This window comes from Neobacillus niacini, from assembly GCF_030817695.1.
GTDB classification, from domain to species: Bacteria; Bacillota; Bacilli; order Bacillales; family Cytobacillaceae; genus Neobacillus; species Neobacillus niacini_F.
Genome location: NZ_JAUSZQ010000002.1, coordinates 357370 through 375000 on the forward strand (window position 1 = coordinate 357370; position 17631 = coordinate 375000).

Below are 17631 nucleotides of genomic sequence, written 5' to 3' on the forward strand. Positions count from 1 at the left end.
CAATTATCTTTTCTATATTATAACAGGTATTTGTCCCTGTTACATTGATATTCGACAGAGGTTGTTTTTGAAAGTTGTCTGAAATCTTTTCTGGGCAGCCCCAACCAATTACCTTATTTGCTTTACATACAAAAAAAGCTGACCCATTTCAAGTCAGCCTTTTTCTATCATCAACCTTTTACTGATCCTGCTGCAATACCTTCAACAATACGATCGCTTAAAATAAAGTAAGCAATCAATACCGGGATAATACTAATCATCAATGTTGCACCAATAGCACCCCAGTCAGTTAAATACTGTCCAACGAAGTTGTTTACCCCAACAGTAATGGTTTTCCATTTGTCAGAGCTTAAGAACGTGTTAACGAATACAAATTCGTTCCAGTTATAGATCATGTTGATAATGACAGTAGTTGAAAGCACTGGTACTGTCATTGGAAGTGTAATTTGGAAGAAGATTCGATGGACGGAACACCCATCCACAACGGCTGCTTCTTCAATCTCCCGTGGTATGGTTTTGTAAAATCCTGTCAAAATCATAATCGTTATCGGTAAGTTAAATGCTACATACGATAAGATAACTGACATTGGATTATCAATCATATTTGCTGTTTTAAAGAAATTAAATAAAGGGATTAAGGTTGAATGAAGCGGGATCATATATCCTGCCATAAACAAACCAAGGACTAATCCACTTAACTTCCATTCCATTCTTGTAATTGCAAACGTTACGAAGCTGGCAAGGATGACAGTAAGTACAACCGCTGCGACCGTGTACAAAACACTGTTAAAGAAGTATACATCGATATGACCCGCTGTCCATGCCTTCGCATAGTTTCCCCACTGTGGATCTTGCGGAAGCGCAAACGGGGACATCCCGAAAACTTCCTGATTTGTTTTTAAGGAGAACAGGAATAACCATATTAGCGGGTAAACCTGTATGATTGCAATAACTCCTAGGATAAAATAAAGAATTCCATATCCAATTTTGTTTCCTAGTGTTTTACTCGTTTTATAAGAAGCTGATAGGGTCGTTTTTTGTGTTTCTAGTGCAACTCTACTCATCCTTTTCACTCCCCTTTTTAATAGTCCACATCTTTTGTATTAAGTAACTTTTGAATTACCCATGTTGCAACAATACAAATGACCAATAAACCGAATCCAATAGCGCTTCCGTAACCGAAGTTATACTTGCTGAACGCTTCTGTATACATGTATGATGCCATAACCTCAGAGGCACCGTTAGGTCCGCCGCCAGTTAAGACGAAGATCAAGTCAAAGTACTTTAACGAACCGACAATCGCCAGGATGACCATGACTTTGATTACACCTGCGATTAAAGGAACCTTAATTTTATAAGCAATTTGAATGGAAGTGGCTCCATCAATTTTTGCAGCCTCAATCAGTTCTTCCGGAACATTTTTTAATGCTGCATAGAAAATAATGATATAGAAACCTGCATATTGCCAAACGATTGGAAAAAAGAGCGCATATAGTACGATATTAGAATCCGCTAACCATAGCGGAGGATTGTCAACGCCAATCAACACTAGCAATCTGTTAAGCATTCCGTTCGTAGGGTCAAATATTTTCGCCCAAAGTTGTCCTATTGCTACAGAAGATAGTAACATTGGAATTAAGTATATTTTTCTTAAAAAGTTAGCACCTTTAATCTTACTTGCTAGGATTAGCGATAAAATTAAATAACCAACCAAGCTTAAAGTGGAAAAAAGACCTAGTAATAGGGAATGCCATGCACTTTGCCAAAACTTTGTGTCCCTTGCTAATTCAATGTAATTCTCTAAACCGATAAACTTCATCTTGCCGATGCCGTTCCAGTCCATAAGACCATAATATCCAGTTAAGACAATTGGGATATAGATTAATAGAAGAATAAGAAGTAACGATGGAAGTACGTAAAGGCTTATTATCCATTTGTTCGACATTACACTTTTCATGTTTATACTCCCTTCTTATTTGAAAAAGCGGCTAAAATGATAGAGGGCATAACCTGTATGCCCTCTACACTGAGATTATGATTAGGCCATTTTACTTTTTCTCTTCAGCAAGTTCATCCTTGTGTTGTTTCACAAAATCTTCCGGTGTCACTTGTTTTCCAAAGAGAGCAGTTACTAAATCATGATGTAATTCAGATACAGCCGGGCTGGATTGAGTATCAAAGTAAGTTGTAACGTTTGATGCTTCACTCAAATCCTTTAGGATTTCAATATACATTGGTGCAAGATCTAAGCTAGCTGTGTCTACTTTCGTTGCAGGAATAACACCAGCGTCGATTACTGATTTTTCTCCCCATCTCTTTACTAGGTATCCAACGAAGTCTTTTGCTTCTTCTTGAACTTTAGAATCTTTTGCTACGAACAAACCAACACCAGGGCCGCCTACGTAGCTGTCGATGCTTTCCCCTTTTCCGCCTTCATATGTTGGGAACTTGAAATAGCCAATCTTATCTTTGAATTCTTGTGCTACGTCAGGGCTTGTTGTGTAGTTTGGTAATTCCCAAGTAGCTGTTAAGAACATCGCTGCTTGTTCATTCATGAAATAACCTTTTGCATCGTCGTTTGATAATGCACTTGCACCTTTCACGAATCCGCCCATATCAACTAGGTTTTGTACTTCCTCAGCTGCTTTTACAATCGCTGGGTCGTCCATTTTTGCTTTACCTTTAATAACGTCTGTTAGAATCGTAGACCCGCCAATACGGTCTGCTAGATACATGAACCAGAATGATGCTGGCCAGCCATCTTTCGCACCAACAGTTGCAGGAACAACGCCATTGTCAGCTAAAGTTTTTACAACATTTTTATACTCATCGAAAGTCTGTGGAACTTCTAAATTATATTTCTCAAAAATTTCTTTGTTGTAGAATACGTAAGAAATATTTAACTCAAGTGGAAGACCATATGTTTTTCCATCTACCGCATATGATTCTTTTACACCAGGGATAAATGCATCTTTAAGGTCTGCATCGTTATCAACAACATCATCTAGTGGAGCTAACATGTCACCTTCAACGTAAGGCTTGATAAAACCATCTGACCAAGTCATACCGATATCTGGCAGTTCATTAGAAGAAGCTAATACCTTAAGCTTTTCGCGGTATTGATCTGGGTTTAGGATTTCAGTTTCGATTTTAATATCCTTGTGCTCTTTTTCATACTCTGCTATCACATCTTTTACAATAGAGAACTGAGCATTTGAGCTGCCTTCCGGCCATAAATGCATGAATTTGATAACCTTTTTACCATCGGCACTACTTTCTTCTGAAGAACTTGAAGAAGAACATCCTGCAAGTGCTAGAGAGAGTAGCATAATGAATGACATGAAGATTGCAACCGTTTTCTTATTAAACAATTGTGATTCCCCCTATGACCTTTTCTTTGTTTTCGCTTACATTTATATCTTACATTCTGACAGTTCTGAAAAATAGGTCACAACGATTAGGAAAAATGCCACTATTTTTAGAAAGCCTTTTCATTATTGTTTTTTCGGTAAGCACTTGGTGTCACACCTTCTAACTCCCTGAAGATTTTAATAAAGTATTTCGCCGTTTTATAGCCGGATTCTTCGGCAATATCATTAATTGGAAGATTGGTTGTCATCAACAATTCCTTTGCCCGCTGGATTCTGCGGCGGGTTACATACTCACTGAAGGTTAATTTCACATGTTCTTTAAAAAGTGAGCTTAGATAGCTTGGGTTTAAATGAACATGGTCTGCCACTTCTTTCTGGGTTAACTCATTTTTGAGATTGTTATTGATATAGTCAATTGCTTCTCTGATTGGCTCTCGATTCGATGGATTTTGGGTATTCGCATCCACGAGTTTCGTATCGACTACTTTTTCTATCAAGCCCGCCCGTTGTTTTTTCTCAACCTCTTTATGCGCCTCTTCTACAGCCTCAATTAACGCTTTTTTGCTGATTGGTTTTAGGAGATAGTTTATAACCCCTAGACGAAGGGCTTCCTGGGCATACTCAAACTCAGAGTATGCCGAAATCACGATGATTACAGGAAAAATATTAAGTTCTTTTGCGATTTTTAATAATTCTAATCCTGTTATTTCCGGCATCCGGATGTCGGTGATGAGGATATGAACCTTATGCTCTTTCATCAGTTGGATGGCTTCTTCTCCATTTGAAGCGGTCATAATTTGATAGTTCCCATTTGCCCATGTATCCAAGTTCTTTTTCAGCCCTTGGCGTGTTCTTGGTTCATCATCCACGATCAAAATCGTCTTTGTATTCAACATGGTTTTCTTCTCCCTTCACAGGTATGACAAACGAAACCTTTGTCCCGTAATTTTCTTTACTTTTAATGGTCAGACCACTTTTTTGATAATATAATTCCAGGCGTTTGTGTACGTTTGAAATCGCTATTCCATTACCATTTTTCGAGATTACACCGCCTGATTCTATCGCCTGTTTAATAGATTCTAATTTTTCTTGTTTCATCCCGGGGCCATCATCTTCTACAACAATTTCCAGGTATTCCTGATCCTCCGTAGGTTGAATTGAAACCGATATCGTACATGGCTTCATTGTATTTCCAGCCCCATGCAGAACCGCGTTCTCGACTAACGGCTGAATCAACAGTTTTGGGATTCTGACGTTCCCTGTTTCACATGGCATGTTTAGATTCCAATTTAAGTGATCACCGAAGCGCATTTTCATAATTTCCATATAGTCTTCGATGTGTTTTATTTCTGCCTTGATTGGAACCCAATCCCCATCCGTCTGCTTGGTGATGGTATAACGGAATAAGTTAGACATTGCCACCACAAGCTCCGCCAGTTCATCCTCATCTTTATCTTCAAGTGACCATTTAAGCGCATCCAACGTATTAAAAAGGAAATGCGGATTAATTTGCGCCTGTAATGCTTTTAATTCACTCCGGCTTCGGGTAATTTCTTTTTGGTATACCATTTTGATTAGGTGGTTCGTTTCTTTTACTAGTTGGTTATAGGTACTATTTAACTCATTGATTTCATTAACTGCAGTAACACTAGGGTTCAAGGTTAAGGAGCCTGCGCTTGCCAGCTGCATCGTTTTTGTCAACTTGACAATCGGTCTTGTAATAAAAGTCGAGAGACCTAGTGTACTGATTAAAAAGATAATAAATCCGATAATACCGGCAATGATAATACCTGAGCGTAAAACCGTAATCCCTTCCGTAAGGGCTTTAATCGGAGTTAAAATTATCAGTGTCCACCTGGTTTCATCCGACGTTTGTCTTGTCACCATATACTCCTGGTTGTCCAACGTCAACGTAGGAGAAATAATCGGTTCAAGTGGTTCATAATAGTTTGTTAGAATCGGCTCAGAGTACTGGTCTAACAAAATCGAATACTGATTTTCAATAGTGGATGTATCCGGATCCACAAACTGAAGATAATCTCGATAAATACTAATAAGTAGATAACCGCCATTCTCAAAGCCGCGGTTTAATAGATTGACTCGTCGCAGTGCAAGGATGTTATCAGAGTTACGCGGGTCGTCACCGATCCAGACCAGGCTTCCATTTGCATAATCAGCCTGTTGAATCCAATTACTGTCAATTCTCGTGAGTAAATTTGTATCATCTAACGGGATTAATCGATCCATCGTATCTGTATAAAGTTCAAATGAAAAAATCCCATCCGTATTTGCTTGAATTGTGGTCACTATGCCGTCTAATTGCTGCCGCTCAGCAAAACTAATGGTCTGTCCTTGATATGCTTTTATTAAGGTTCTTTGAATGGCATCATTTGTCATGACTAGTTTAGAAGAGGTGCTAATTTGTTTATATAAAGATTCTAATCTTCCGTTTGCCTCTACCGCCGTCTGGTGTATTTGTTTTTCGGCATTATTTTTTAATAAGGTTGATACTCTATTAAAAGTGATTAAGCTGACAATTGCTAAAACAATCAGCATCACTACTAAAAATACGACAAGTATTTGATTTCGTAACGTGTTCCATTTGTGTAATCTTGAGAACATAATATCGCCCTTCTAAGATAGTTTTTTCTACTATAACGCATTTTGTCGATTTCCGTAATATTATTTTCAAATATCAAAAATCTGTTAATTTTTAAAAATCAACCATGTTCAATATGTGCCCAGTGTTCTATAATATTTATAAAAGGTAAGCACCATAAGAAGGGGAATGATTATGAATAAGGTATCAATGAGTGGTCTCTATGCTCTTACCGAATGGATCACTAGATTTGCCTATGTAAATATCTTATGGATTGGCTTCTCGCTTCTTGGTCTTGTGGCCTTTGGAATTAGCCCTGCGACCGTGGCCATGTTTACGATTACACGCAAATGGATCATGGGGGAAAGTGATATTCCCATATTTCAAACTTTTTGGAATTCCTATAAAAAAGAGTTTCTTAGAGGTAATGGAGTAGGAATCGTCATAGCTTTATTGGCCTATATTATTTTTATTGATTTGAACTATATAAAACTCGATTCGATTATTCAAATTCCTTTATACCTCATTATTTTTGCAATCGTTATGACAATCTTGTATATATTTCCTGTTTACGTTCACTATAATGTTACATTCTTTCAGCTGTTTAAAAATGCATTCTTTATCATGATGGTCAATCCACTCTCAAGTATAATAATGCTAATGGGGTTTGTGGCTTTATTCTTTGTAATGAAGTTTTTACCAGCACTGTTATTTTTCTTCGGCGGAAGCCTCTCGGCAGGAATTATTATGTCATCCTGTTATCTTGCCTTTCAAAAAATCGACAAGAAACTTCAAAAAGCGGAAGCGGCTTAAACATCTGCTAGAGCTAAATTAAAAAGGAAGCACAAACGTTTTAGTTGTGCTTCCTCTTTTTTATGCTAAATCTAATAGTTCGCTGACCGTTACGAGTTGATAGCCTTGTGATGTTAATTCGGAAACAAGCATTCGCACGGCTTCTATAGTTTGTGAACGTTCACCATAGCCATCATGGAAAATTAGAATACTTCCATTCTTTACAGCCTCTCTTGATTTCCCCAGGATATGTTGAACTCCGGGCTGCTCCCAGTCCTGAGCCTCTAAGTTTAGCGCACCAATCATTGGGTATCTCCTCTTTTGGATTAAAGATACCGTATCCTGATTATAATCAAAGTATGGAGGACGAAAGACAACAGGTTTTCTTCCCGCCATTTCCTCTATTAATTTTTCCGTTTCTTCAATTTCCTTCAAACAATCTTGTTCGCTTAACTCAGATAGTTTTGGGTGAGTGAAAGTATGGTTTCCAATTTCATGTCCCTGGTCTGCAACCTGCTTTACAACATCAGGATGATTTCTCATCTGTTCACCTATCATAAAGAAAGTTGCTTTTCCTTTTGCTTCCGAGAAAATCTCTAAAACTTGCGGTGTGTAAACTGGATTTGGTCCATCATCAAATGTAATGGCAACTACCCTTTGTGCTGTAGGAATTTCGTTAATCATCATGGACACTCCCTTAATATGGCCCTCTTACAAATTCCCTTACTTTTTCCTGATAGAAACGTTGAATCTCTTTCTGTTCTTCTGCAGAGAACGACTTCGTATTTAGAGCAGCTAGATTGTCCTCTACCTGTTTAACATTTTTAAATCCAGGAATGATACACGTAATTTCCTTCTGATCTAGAATCCAGCGCAATGCTGCACTAGCCATTGATTTACGGCCCTCTGCAATCCACTTTAATTCATCAGCTAATTCGACACCCTTACGGAATCCAAGACCTGCGAAGGTTTCCCCTACATTAAAGGCCTCTCCATTTTCATTAAAGCGGCGATGGTCATCTGCCTCAAATTCATGATCAGTGGAGAATTTACCAGTCAGCAGTCCGCTCGCCAGCGGTAAACGAACAAGTAAACCGACGCCTTTTTGATAAGCCTCCGGTATTAAGTTTTCTAATGGCTTCTGGCGGAACATGTTAAATATGATTTGCAGGCTTTTGACATTAGGATTTTCCAAACAAATCAGTCCCTCTTCGACAGTTTCCACACTGACACCATAGTGACGGATTTTCCCTCTTTCTTCAGACGGTCTAGTACGTCAAAAACACTGCCATCCCTTAAAATCTCTGTTGCCGGGCAATGGATTTGATACAAATCTATCGCTTCCCTGTTTAAACGGCGCAGGCTGTCTTCACAATAAGCACTTACCTTTTCATAGCTGTAATTTTTTGGATCAAAAATATCACCCTGACGACAGAACTTGGTTGCTAAATGTATCCGGTCTTCCCTGCCTTTCGTGGCTTTAGCCAATAACTCTTCACTATGCCCATCACCATATACATCAGCAGTATCAAAAAAGTTAACACCCTGGTCAATCGCATATTCTATAGACTTCAAGGCTTCTACATCACTCGTCCTGCCCCATGAACCGCCTATTGCCCATGTTCCAAAGCTTACCTCACTGATCATGATTCCTGTATTACCTAGCTCACGATAATTCATTTTGCACAGCTCCTTTTTTCAATCTAACTCACTAGCTTAAGAATGGTCCCAGTTAAAGCCAATTTCTTTAAGAAAGGCACGAGCCAGTACCATATGTCCCGCAGTAGAAGGGTGAACACGATCCCAAGCTATAGTTGCTGGGTACAGGTCTTTTAATAGACTATTAAATGCTGCCTGTGTATCAACAAATAAACAATTTGTTTCTTCCGCAATTTTTTTAACCACCTGCCCGTACTGCTCCATTGACTGGCGCATTTGATCCTGTTCATTGCCCTCTAAGTAAAAAGGAGTCATCAGAACCATTTCCTTCACAATTGGCTTTGCTTCTAACACGAGCTCCCTAAGTGTTTTTTCGTATTCATCAATGTACACATGCCACTCTTTAATGAAAGGAGTATCGTATTGCCGCCATACATCATTAATTCCTATCATAATGGACAGCCAGTCTGGCTTTTGATCAATTACATCTTCCTGCCACCTATTTTTCAAATCACGGACGGTGTTGCCGCTAATGCCCTTATTTACTACCCGAATTCCTAATTCCGGATAAACAGCTTGAAGCAGCCCATCAACATAAGATACATACCCTTTACCCAGGGCAGCAAATAAACCTTCACCCTCTGGTTTTGCTCGTTCACAATCCGTTACAGAGTCACCAATAAATAAAAGTTTTTGACCTTGGTCTAGCTTCATTCCTCTTTCCTCCCTAGCTTAAGAGAACTGGCTAAGGTCAGCCCTCTAGAAGTATTGAAGATGGATTAGACAGTGGTTGTGACTTGATTTTGAACCAATACTTTTTTCTCCCAAGCCCTGCTTTTCCATCTAAAGTACATGGTAATTCCTCGAAACCATTCATCTACAATAAAGGCAATCCATATTCCCGGTAATCCATACCCAAGGTGTATCCCTAAAAAATAGGCTAACGGCACACTAATCCCCCACATCGAGATAAAAGCCATTATAAGAGAAATATTTGCATCCCCAGTCGCACGTAAGGAATTGATTACCACTAAGTTAAAGGTTCTCCCGGGCTCGAGAATAAGACAAAGTAATAACAATGTACTCCCCATAGCAATAATCTCATGATCTTTAGTAAAAAAACTGAGCAGTGGTTCTCTAAAGATAGCTACTACTATCGCTATTGCCACTGTCATCAATAAGCTATACCGTAAGCTTTTTAGTAATTGATGATAGGCACCATCAAAATCCCGGGCTCCTGCCTTGTAGCCAATTAGAATTTACGTTCCCTGTCCCATCGCCAAGCCAAACACAAGAATAAAAGACACTATATTCTGAGTATACACACGGGTGGTTAACGAGGAAGCACCCAGCAAAGCAATGATAGCGGTAATAGCTAACTGGCTGAGGTTGAAACAAATTTGTTCCCCGGCTGCCGGAACTCCAATTTTCATAATCCGTTTAATTTGAATAACATCAATGGTTATATAATCCCTTAATTTAAGATTAATCGGGATTCGATCATACAATAACTTTAGAATAAGAACCAAGGCTATGGCCCTGCTAATTGCAGTAGAAATGGATACTCCGATTACACCCATTTCCGGAAATCCTAGTAATCCATAGATTAAGATGGCATTTCCAATTAAGTGAATAACGTTCATTGTGATAGAAACCATCATGGCGTCCCTTGTGTACCCATTCGCTCTGAGAATGGAAGAAACAGTAATTAGAACTGCTTGGAGAAATACTGTTCCTCCTACAATCGCAAGATACTGTTATGCTCCGGCAGGTGAAAGAAGCTTAATAGTTCTGTTCTAAAAATAACCATTAATAAACTAACAACTAGGCCAATGACAAGGTTTAGGGTTATAGAGATAGCTGTTACTTTTTTCGTTTCATTTTTTAAACCTGCACCTAAGTATTGAGAGAGAACAACAGCCGTACCACTTGAAACGAAACTAAAGATGAGAATACATAAAAATATAAGCTGGTTTGCCACACCCACAGCGGCGACAGCATCATCCGAGATATGCGACAGCATAATGGTGTCTGTACTGCCCATAATCACTTGGAGAAATAACTCTACAAAAATTGGCCAAGTAATTGCTAGTAAACCCAACTGAGGGGTGCTTTTTATTGTGGATTTTTTCATTAGAAATCCTCTTATTTTCTAAACTCTCTTAATTGCTCATTCAATTCCTTCGTTTGTGAATAAACTTGTTGATAGATTATAAATAGTTTCTTATAGGCTTCAACGTTTTCCTGAATAGGATAATAGGTCTTTGCAGTTTGAATAAATTCCTCAGCACAATCTTTAAGTGATGGGTACCAGCCACAACCATATGCCGCTAACATTGCCGCACCCATTCCAGGACCCTGTTCGCTCGTAAGCTTTTCAATTTTTGCATTGAAAATGTCCGCCTGCATTTGCAGCCATGTGTCATTCTTAGCGCCTCCGCCGATTGAGACGATGGAATCAATGGTCTTCCCGCTGCTTCTAAAAATCTCAATGGATTCATTTAATGAAAAAGTTATTCCCTCAAGGACAGCACGAGCAAAGTGTTTACGCTCATGCGCAGCGTCGATACCAATAAAGCTGCCGCGAATATTTGAGTCTGCATGTGGAGTTCTTTCGCCAACGATATACGGCGTAAATAACAATCCGTTGCTGCCTGCCGGAATTTCATCCACACCTGCTAAAAATTGATCGAACTCTTCTTCCTTCGCAAATGTATCTTTAAACCAGCTTAAGCTATAGCCAGCTGCTAGAGTTACACCCATTGTATAGTAAGTATTTTCTTCACCATGGTTAAAGTAGTGAACCTTGCCTTCAAAGTCGAGGTCATTTCTTTCTTCATAAGAAAGAACAACCCCAGAGGTACCGATACTTGCTAACGTTTTTCCCTCCGATAAAATCCCTGATCCGATTGCGCCGCAAGCATTGTCGGCTCCGCCGGCAAATACCTTAGCAGTTTCTGATAATCCTGTTGCTTTCGCAAACTCAGCCGTAATCGTACCAACGAACGCATGGGATTCTACTAAAGCTGGACACAAATTAGCTGAAAGACCAAAGGCGTCTAACACTTCACCGCTCCACTCCCGCTGTGCAACGTTTAGTAATAACGTTCCCGCAGCATCAGAATACTCCATGTGGATATTTCCTGTAAGCCGGTAACGTAGATAGTCTTTTGGAAGTACAAATTGTTTTGCGCGTTGGAAAATTTCTGGTTCATTTTCTTTTACCCAAAGAATTTTTGGCAAAGTAAAGCCTTCTAACGCTGGATTTTTCGTTACTTCTAATAAACGCTCTCTGCCCACAACGTCATAAATTTCCTGACATTGTTTTGTGGTTCTTGTGTCATTCCACAAGATCGCGTTTCTTAATACCTGCTTGTTTTCATCTAATAAAACTAAGCCGTGCATTTGGCCGGAGAAGCTGATTCCTTCAATATCGTTTACGTCTCCATCAAATTGACCGATTAGTTCAGCCAATCCAGCCGTTGTTTTTTCTACCCATTCTTCTGGATTTTGTTCACTATAACCAGATTTTTCAATTATCAAAGGATATGATTTAGAAACTTCCTTGCATACTTCACCATTTTGATTTACAAGTAAGATTTTTACCGCACTCGTTCCAAGGTCAACTCCGATTACATACTTCATCCTTATCATCCTTTTCTAAAAAAAGTGCTGGAGTAATAGGCTGCCAGCACTTTTTTTATGTTTATATTGAGTATAAATTAAACTGTTACACTTGAAAGTGTTTCTAGTAAATATTGATTGATTAAAGCCTTTAGGCGCTCAGTTCTGCCTGATGTATTCTTAATTTCTGTTAATCCAAGGGCATAAGCTTCAAGCTCATGGAAGTTTGTTTTTCCTTCGACGATCTCTAAGCCAATTCCTTTTGTATAGCTGCTGTAACGTTCTTCAATAAAGTTATCAAGTACTTTATCTTCGATTAGCTTATTAGCAACTTTAAGGCCGATTGCAAATGCATCCATACCAGCGATGTGTGCGTGGAATAGATCTTCTGCTTCGAATGAACCTCTTCTTACCTTCGCGTCAAAGTTCAATCCACCTTTTCCTAAACCACCGTTTTTGAGGATTTCATACATTGCTAAAGTGTTTGTGTAAAGATCAGTTGGGAACTCATCTGTATCCCAGCCAAGTAGTGTATCACCTTGGTTAGCATCAACAGATCCTAACATTCCGTTAATACGAGCCGTTCTTAACTCATGCTCAAATGTGTGACCAGCCAAAGTAGCGTGGTTTGCTTCAATATTAAACTTGAAGTAGTCTGTTAAATCATACTTTTGTAAGAATGCTAGACCTGTAGCCACATCAAAATCGTATTGGTGTTTTGTAGGCTCTTTTGGTTTTGGCTCAATTAAGAATGGAACATTTAAGCCGATTTCTTTTGCATAATCTACTGCCATATGGAAGAAGCGTGCTAAGTTATCTTGCTCAAGCTTCATGTTTGTATTTAGAAGAGTTTCATAACCTTCACGTCCGCCCCAGAAAACGTAGTTTTCTGCACCAAGTTCTTTTGCTACTTCTAACGCTTTTTTCACCTTTGCTGCAGAGTATGCAAATACATCTGCGTTAGGAGAAGTTGCAGCACCATGAACATAACGTGGGTTAGAGAACATGTTTGCTGTATTCCAAAGCAATTTTGTTTTGCTTGTTTTCATATATTCTTTGATCATGCCTACAATAACATCTTGGTTTTCATTCGTTTCTTTTAACGTGCTTCCTTCTGGTGCAATATCAACATCATGGAAAGCAAAGAAAGGAACGTTTAATTTTTCAAAAAGTTCAAATGCCGCTTCAACACGTGCCTTAGCTAAATCTAACCCTTTCAAATGATTCCAAGGACGGATAGCTGTACCTACACCAAATGGATCTGTACCATCAGCAGTAAATGTATGCCAGTAAGCAACAGAGAAACGAAGGATTTCCTCGATTGTTTTACCATTTATTTTTTCTTCCGGATTATAATACTTAAACGCTAAAGGATTTTTAGATGCTGCGCCTTCAAATTGAATTTTGTTAACTGTTTCGAAATAAGCCATTTGGTTATTCCTCCTAGTAGTTAGTTGGTTTTATGGCAACAGATTAGTATGTAAATGCTTACAAGATTTTTTTACTCTTAATCTGTAACCTTTGTTTAATCAGATTATAGCAAGGTAAACTTAGTTTGTCTATTGAATAAACAAAGATTTTTAAAATATTTTATTATGCTTTAAATTTGTTATGGTTAAGTGTGATTGCTTTTCCTTATAAAAGGCAATAATGAGCCCATAATATCGCCAGTCAGCATGATTGTATATTCAGTAAACAAAGTTTATGTTACTATTAAGATACTACCAAATAAGGAGTTTTTATAAGTGGTAACTATGACATGGAATCAGCAAACAGTTAAAAAAAATAATAAAGCACTTGTTTTACAATTAATTATGGAAAAAGAGCCCATCTCCAGGGCGGACATTGCTCAAGTATCTGGTTTACACAAAGCAACTGTATCTTCTCTAGTAAATGAATTATTAGAAGAAGAACTTATCTTTGAATCAGGACCAGGGGAATCTAGCGGCGGACGACGTCCCGTGATCCTTCATTTTAACAAAGTCGCAGGATATGCGATTGGAATTGATATTGGAGTAAACTATGTTTTATGTGTCTTGACTGATTTAAAAGGCAATATTTTAATTGAAAAAAATCAGCTAGTTAATCGAACCCCCTACCCAACGATTCTAAGTACTGTTCAGAACATGGTTCAGTCACTCATCGATGAAATGCCTAGCAGCAGGTATGGTGTGATAGGAATCGGCGTGGGTGTTCCTGGAATTGTAAACAAAGAGGGTTCTGTCCTTCTTGCTCCCAACTTAGGCTGGACAAATATACAGTTGAAAATGGACCTAGAGAAGCTTTTCCAAGTCCCTGTCATTATTGAAAACGAGGCGAACGCTGGGGCTTTTGGTGAACAACAGTTTGGTGCAGGTCAAGACTATCAAAACATTATTTATATTAGTACTGGAATTGGTATCGGAGTAGGAATTATTTTAAACAAAGAATTATATCAAGGGAAAAATGGATTCTCTGGTGAAATGGGACACATGATTATTGATATCGACGGAAAACCATGCAGCTGTGGCAGCCGAGGCTGCTGGGAAGCCTATGCCTCTGAACATGCTCTGCTGGAGATGGCTGGGGAGACCGGCGATACACTTGAGACTTTAATAAACCTTGCAGATAACAGTGATGAGGCCGTCAAGAATCTATTTTGTAAAATTGGTAATTACCTAGGATATGGTATCAATAATATTATTAATACCTTTAACCCTGATCAGGTAATCGTAGGAAATCGTTTAGCTTTAACAAAAGAATGGATTGAGGAGCCAATTCGAAATACCATTAAAAATCATACACTCACCCATCATCAACATGAAGTGATATTGAATTTCTCAGGACTTGGAAAGTATTCTACCGTATTAGGTGTTTCTGCATTTGTGGTTGAGAACTTTATAAAAGAAGAATCTAAAGTTTCATAATTCTCCATACCGATTCTCCCCTTTTAAGAAATATAAAAAAGTTAGTTGTTTGGATATACAAAGTTTAATAACATCAGTTATAATAAATTTGTAAATCACTATATTATTCGATGGGGAGATATTATGGAGAAAAACTCAAAACCAAATGAGCCTATAGTTACACATATTTTTACTGCAGATCCTTCCGCACATGTCTTTGAAGGAAAGCTTTATATTTATCCATCTCATGACCTTGATCACGATGAACCTTCTAATGATAATGGCGACCAATATAAAATGGAAGATTACCATGTCCTATCTATGGATGATGTTAACTCGCCTGTTGTCGACCATGGGGAGGCGCTTCACGTAAAAGATGTTCCATGGGCATCTAAACAAATGTGGGCACCTGATGCAGCTTACAAAAACAACACGTATTATTTATTCTTCCCAGCAAGAGATAAAGACGGCATTTTCAGAATTGGTGTCGCAACAAGCCCTAATCCCGCAGGTCCTTTTACGCCAGAGGAAAATTACATACCTGGCAGCTTCAGCATTGATCCAGCTGTATTAGTGGATGAAGATTCAAAGGCCTATGTTTATTTCGGTGGTCTTTGGGGAGGTCAGTTGGAAAAATGGCAGACTGGTACATTTGTTCCAGACGCGGAAGGTCCAGCTCCTGATGCTCCTGCATTAGGACCAAGAGTTGCTGAATTAAACGATGATATGTTGACATTTAAAAACCAACCGAAGGAAATTTCTATTGTAGATGAAGATGGCAATCCGATTCTTGCAAGCGATGAAGACAGAAGATATTTTGAAGGGCCATGGGTTCACAAGTACAATGGTCTTTACTATCTATCTTATTCAACCGGTACAACCCATAAAATCGTTTATGCGGTAAGTGAAAACCCACAAGGGCCATTTGTATTCAAAGGAACGATTCTTACTCCAGTTATTGGCTGGACCACACATCATTCGATCGTTGAATTTAACGATAAATGGTACCTGTTCTATCACGATTGCGAGTTATCAAATGGTGTCAACCATAAGCGTTCTGTGAAATTTACTGAACTTAAATATAACGAAGATGGAACGATCCAAACGATTGACCCTTACGGAGATAGATAAGCAGACAAAAGCTGGCTTCATAATTGAAGCCAGCTTTTTTTATGCACTATTTCAGCCTCGCTGCCAATACTTTATTGATATCTGCCACTACTTTTCCCACTTCTTGGTTCGCGTCTATTCTAACCATTCTTTCCGGAAACATCCTCATTACTTCTTCATAGCCTTCCCGAACGTTAACATGGAAATTTATTTCTTCTAAATCCAATCTATTTATTTCTCTTTCTTTATTTTTGGCAATTCGACTTAACCCTATCTGAGGGTCCAAATCCAAGTACAAAGTTAAATCCGGCATTAGGTCTCCAATTGCAAATTTATTAATGGAAAAGACCTCTTTAATACCTAACCCTCTTGCATATCCCTGATATGCTAAGCTGCTATCTACAAACCGATCACATAATACAATACAGCCTTCATTAAGAGACGGTATTACCTTTTCCACTAAATGTTGTCTTCTTGCTGCAGCATAAAGCAGGGCTTCTGTTCTACCCTCCATTTGAGTGTTTTTTGGGTCTAGTATAACGGAACGAATTTGCTCTGCAATATCGATTCCTCCTGGCTCTCTTGTAACCACTACCTTTTTTCCACTGGTCTCAAGAGAATCTTTAATGAAACTAATTATCGTTGATTTGCCAGATCCCTCGACACCCTCTAGGGTAATGAAGTAACTCATATAAACTTCTCCAATCATTTTTTCAATTTAATAACTTGTTCTTACTATGTTAATTTGATTACTGTTTAGGAAGGATCCTCCTTGAAATCTCGCCCCTGCATTCATTAGTTGGGTAAGTTGTTTCACCTTTTCCTCCGTAATTAACTCTCCCATTAATAATAGGGGAATTCCCGGCGGGTATGGAATGATTGTCTCTGCACATACTTGCCCTGCTGCTTCTGAAATGGGTATTACTTCGTTCTCAGTATTGGACAGGCTCTCATATGGGATTGCTAGCTCAGATATCTTTCCTGTTCTAATTAGAAATTTATCCTCAATTGGAGAATATGGTATCTCCTCTAGCAGCTCTTTTATTTTCCTGCTTGCCTCCGCTAATGGATAGTCTTGGTTTTCCTTCAATAAAGGAAGGATTAATAGGACATTATAAGGATCTGCTAATTCAGTATAGATTCCTTTCTCTTCGAATCTTTTCTGGAGTTCAAATCCACTTAACTTAGACCTTGACTGCATGGTTACTTTTAATGTGTCCCCAAGTGATTCAGGGTACTCTAGTACCTTAATGCTTTGAATCGTTGACAGCTCTTTTTTAAAATTTGATATTTCTTGTCTTAAATATTCTAAATCATTTCGATGATATGTTGCTAAATAGTTTCTAGCTAAATCCAATGAAGCCATAATCACGTAGGATGGGCTGCTGGACTGAAGTATTTGCAGATATTCCTTCACTTTATCGCGATTGATGCGATCACTGTTTATATGTAAGTATGAACCCATTGTCATGGCAGGCAGGGTTTTATGTGCGGAGTGAACAACCATATCAGCCCCTAACTGGATTGCTGACGCCGGAAAGGGCTCACCAATAATAAAATGAGGACCATGTGCCTCATCTACTAATACAGG

17 protein-coding genes and 1 pseudogene (1 of these 18 only partly in view) are annotated in these 17631 nt (G+C 38.6%); 3 read left to right on the forward strand and 15 right to left on the reverse strand.

The genetic code is table 11. The features are described from left to right. Positions 1 to 170 precede the first annotated feature (170 nt). The 5 genes from QFZ28_RS02045 to QFZ28_RS02065 all read right to left on the reverse strand — a co-directional run bounded on the left by QFZ28_RS02045 (position 171) and on the right by QFZ28_RS02065 (position 5993). Positions 171 to 1064 (reverse strand): carbohydrate ABC transporter permease, encoded by an 894-nt coding sequence (locus QFZ28_RS02045; protein ID WP_307193123.1) that lies wholly within the window; start codon positions 1062 to 1064, stop codon positions 171 to 173. A 17-nt stretch (positions 1065 to 1081) separates the two neighbouring features. Next, positions 1082 to 1957, reverse strand: coding sequence for a carbohydrate ABC transporter permease (locus QFZ28_RS02050; protein ID WP_307193124.1), 876 nt, complete (start codon positions 1955 to 1957; stop codon positions 1082 to 1084). A gap of 91 nt (positions 1958 to 2048) precedes the next feature. Further along, complete coding sequence (locus tag QFZ28_RS02055; RefSeq protein ID WP_373428106.1) at positions 2049 to 3341, reverse strand: extracellular solute-binding protein; 1293 nt, start codon at positions 3339 to 3341, stop codon at positions 2049 to 2051. A 137-nt stretch (positions 3342 to 3478) separates the two neighbouring features. After that, positions 3479 to 4264, reverse strand: coding sequence for a response regulator transcription factor (locus QFZ28_RS02060; protein ID WP_307196926.1), 786 nt, complete (start codon positions 4262 to 4264; stop codon positions 3479 to 3481). Then, positions 4233 to 5993 carry a sensor histidine kinase gene (locus QFZ28_RS02065; RefSeq protein WP_307193125.1) on the reverse strand — a complete coding sequence of 587 codons (1761 nt, stop codon included), beginning with the start codon at positions 5991 to 5993 and terminating at the stop codon, positions 4233 to 4235. Before QFZ28_RS02065 ends, QFZ28_RS02060 begins: the two co-directional genes overlap by 32 nt. Before the next feature lie 172 nt (positions 5994 to 6165). Here QFZ28_RS02065 and QFZ28_RS02070 point away from each other — a divergent pair, with 172 nt between their 5' ends. Beyond that, the gene (locus tag QFZ28_RS02070) at positions 6166 to 6783 is read left to right on the forward strand and encodes a YesL family protein (RefSeq protein ID WP_307193126.1); all 618 of its coding nucleotides are present in this window, start codon (positions 6166 to 6168) and stop codon (positions 6781 to 6783) included. Positions 6784 to 6843: 60 nt separating this feature from the next. Here the strand turns inward: QFZ28_RS02070 and QFZ28_RS02075 are convergent, their stop codons facing one another. From QFZ28_RS02075 to xylA, 8 genes and pseudogenes are all read right to left on the reverse strand, one after another. Continuing rightward, positions 6844 to 7446, reverse strand: coding sequence for a polysaccharide deacetylase family protein (locus QFZ28_RS02075; RefSeq protein WP_307193127.1), 603 nt, complete (start codon positions 7444 to 7446; stop codon positions 6844 to 6846). Between the two features lie 13 nt (positions 7447 to 7459). Then, positions 7460 to 8442, reverse strand: a pseudogene (locus tag QFZ28_RS02080) (aldo/keto reductase). Between the two features lie 36 nt (positions 8443 to 8478). Continuing rightward, positions 8479 to 9135, reverse strand: a complete 657-nt coding sequence (locus tag QFZ28_RS02085) for an SGNH/GDSL hydrolase family protein (protein WP_307193128.1) — start codon at positions 9133 to 9135, stop codon at positions 8479 to 8481. A 65-nt stretch (positions 9136 to 9200) separates the two neighbouring features. Next, positions 9201 to 9680 (reverse strand): MATE family efflux transporter, encoded by a 480-nt coding sequence (locus tag QFZ28_RS02090; protein ID WP_307196927.1) that lies wholly within the window; start codon positions 9678 to 9680, stop codon positions 9201 to 9203. Continuing rightward, the gene (locus tag QFZ28_RS02095) at positions 9681 to 10064 is read right to left on the reverse strand and encodes a hypothetical protein (protein ID WP_444875314.1); all 384 of its coding nucleotides are present in this window, start codon (positions 10062 to 10064) and stop codon (positions 9681 to 9683) included. 95 nt (positions 10065 to 10159) lie between these two features. Continuing rightward, positions 10160 to 10555: an MATE family efflux transporter gene (locus QFZ28_RS02100; protein WP_307193129.1), complete on the reverse strand. Its 396-nt coding sequence runs from the start codon at positions 10553 to 10555 to the stop codon at positions 10160 to 10162. An 11-nt stretch (positions 10556 to 10566) separates the two neighbouring features. Beyond that, positions 10567 to 12066 carry a xylulokinase gene (gene xylB, locus QFZ28_RS02105; protein ID WP_307193130.1) on the reverse strand — a complete coding sequence of 500 codons (1500 nt, stop codon included), beginning with the start codon at positions 12064 to 12066 and terminating at the stop codon, positions 10567 to 10569. Between the two features lie 77 nt (positions 12067 to 12143). Next, a complete protein-coding gene (gene xylA, locus QFZ28_RS02110; protein ID WP_307193131.1) occupies positions 12144 to 13475 on the reverse strand; it encodes a xylose isomerase in 1332 nt (443 codons plus the stop codon). Between the two features lie 324 nt (positions 13476 to 13799). Here xylA and QFZ28_RS02115 point away from each other — a divergent pair, with 324 nt between their 5' ends. Further along, positions 13800 to 14951, forward strand: coding sequence for an ROK family protein (locus QFZ28_RS02115; RefSeq protein WP_307196929.1), 1152 nt, complete (start codon positions 13800 to 13802; stop codon positions 14949 to 14951). Between the two features lie 123 nt (positions 14952 to 15074). Further along, on the forward strand, positions 15075 to 16061 hold the full coding sequence (locus QFZ28_RS02120; protein ID WP_307193132.1) for a glycoside hydrolase family 43 protein: 987 nt from the start codon (positions 15075 to 15077) through the stop codon (positions 16059 to 16061). Between the two features lie 46 nt (positions 16062 to 16107). On the opposite strand, the gene tmk is transcribed toward QFZ28_RS02120, so the two are convergent. Both tmk and QFZ28_RS02130 read right to left on the reverse strand, forming a co-directional pair. Then, positions 16108 to 16731 carry a dTMP kinase gene (tmk, locus tag QFZ28_RS02125; protein WP_307193133.1) on the reverse strand — a complete coding sequence of 208 codons (624 nt, stop codon included), beginning with the start codon at positions 16729 to 16731 and terminating at the stop codon, positions 16108 to 16110. Between the two features lie 27 nt (positions 16732 to 16758). Continuing rightward, positions 16759 to 17631 carry the 3' portion of an aminotransferase class I/II-fold pyridoxal phosphate-dependent enzyme gene (locus QFZ28_RS02130; protein ID WP_307193134.1) on the reverse strand. It continues 570 nt past the right edge of the window, so only the last 873 of its 1443 coding nucleotides appear in the window; its start codon lies beyond the right edge, outside the window — the gene reads right to left on this strand; the stop codon is at positions 16759 to 16761.